2 protein-coding genes and 1 pseudogene are annotated in these 1,637 nt (G+C 75.4%); all 3 read left to right on the top strand.

Features of this window, described 5'->3' with window-relative positions; translation table 11 throughout:
• Positions 1 to 94 precede the first annotated feature (94 nt).
• Positions 95 to 337: pseudogene (locus tag AB0K09_RS33235) on the top strand (M56 family peptidase); the annotation flags it as partial.
• A 98-nt stretch (positions 338 to 435) separates the two neighbouring features.
• Entirely contained in the window at positions 436 to 648 is a 213-nt protein-coding gene (locus AB0K09_RS33230) for a hypothetical protein (protein ID WP_366069113.1), read from the top strand.
• Positions 649 to 758: 110 nt separating this feature from the next.
• On the top strand, positions 759 to 1,637 hold an 879-nt coding region (locus tag AB0K09_RS33225), incomplete at its 3' end, for an aldolase/citrate lyase family protein (RefSeq protein WP_366069112.1).

The following is a 1,637-nucleotide window of genomic DNA, read 5'->3' as shown; positions in this document are numbered from 1 at the left end:
GACGGCACGGCCTACGTCCAGGCCGGGGCCGGCGTCGTCGCCGACTCCGACCCGGCGGCCGAGGACGCCGAGTGCCGCAACAAGGCGGCCGCGGTCCTCGCGCCGCTTCGGCCGGCTGACGACCGCCCTCGCCCTCGTCGAACTGAACGAGGACCGCGGTGTGTTCGGGCCCTGCCCCGGCCGCCGTTCCCACGTCCCGGACCGGGTGCACCGCCTCCTCGCCCCGGCCCCGCGCCTGACGGCGGCCCGCCGCCTGCGGCTGACGGCCGTCGCCGCCCTGGTGCCGGCCGTGCCGCTGCTCGTCACCTTCGTCCCGGGCCTCAGGGCGCTGGGCTAGCGGGCGCGCCGCCGCCGTTCGGGTGAGGTTTCCCGGACGGCAGGTCGGGCCGTGCGCGCAGACTGGAAGGGATGGGGGAGGAGAGAGGAAGAAACCCCATGCAGACTGACAGCCTGACGCGCTTCCTGCACGCCCTGAGCCCCGCGAGCCGGGAGAAGGTCGAACAGCTGCCGCGCGAGCGGCAGGAGAAGCTGGCCGACGCATGGGAGGCCGACCTCCGCGACAACACCGACCTGCTGACCGTCAGCGAACTCGACCCCGCGGAGGCGGAGAGCGAGGCGGCCGAGCACATCGTCAGGACCCAGACCTGAGCCCCGCCCGCCATCGGCACCTGCCGTCGGGCGGTTGACCCACCCCACCGCCCCCGATAGCTTCGCCACACGGATGACCGATTCCGCGAACCGGAAACGGGGTGGGTGGCATGGGGCAGCAGACGGCAGTCGCGACGACCTTCACGCACACGACCGGCGCACGCGTGGCCGCCTCACTGGCCCGCGTCGACGCCGAGCTCGCCCGCCGCTATCCCGGCGACGCCGGCACCAGGCAGCCCGTCCACACCGTCTACGTCCCCGCCGACGCCCTCGCGCCGGACACCGTCCGCGCCTGGGGCGACGGCGCGCTCGCCGCCCTCGACGAACACGCCCCCGACGCACGGTCCTTCGCCGGAATCCTCGGCATACCCGCCCCGCTCGCCGGGCCCGTCCACGACCGCGTACGGGCCAAGCTCCGCCGCGAGCCGGTGGAGGACCTGCGCATCGACTTCGAGGACGGCTACGGCCCGCGCCCCGACGCCGAGGAGGACGCGGCGGCCGCCCGCGCGGCCCGCTTCGTCGCCGGGGCGTGCGAGCGGGGCACCGCGCCCCCGTACGTCGGCATCCGCATGAAGTGCCTGGAGGCGGCCGTCCGCGACCGGGGCATCCGAACCCTGGACGTCTTCCTCACCGGCCTGATGGACGCCGGCGGGCTGCCCGAGGGGCTCGTCCTCACCCTGCCCAAGGTCACCTACGCCGAGCAGGTCACCGCGATGGCCGGCCTCGCGGCCGAGTTCGAGGAGGCACGCGGCCTGGCGCCGGGCCGGATCCGTTTCGAGATACAGATCGAGACTACCCAGGCCGTCCTCGGCCCCGACGGCCGGGCCACCGTCGCCCGCATGATCGACGCGGGCGGGGGCCGGGTCACCGCCCTGCACTACGGCACCTTCGACTACAGCGCCGCCTGCGGCATCAGCGCCGCACACCAGGCCCCCGACCACCCCGCCGCGGACCACGCCAAGGCGGTCATGCAGGTCGCCGCGGCCGGC

It is taken from the genome of Streptomyces sp. NPDC049577, from assembly GCF_040675635.1.
GTDB lineage: Bacteria > Actinomycetota > Actinomycetes > Streptomycetales > Streptomycetaceae > Streptomyces.
This window is presented reverse-complemented; position numbering and strand designations above follow the sequence as displayed.

What these genes read in the sequence shown, in the direction of transcription:
- AB0K09_RS33230 (WP_366069113.1), top strand. Translation starts at nt 436, where the DNA reads ATGCAGACTGACAGCCTGACGCGCTTCCTGCACGCCCTGAGCCCCGCG.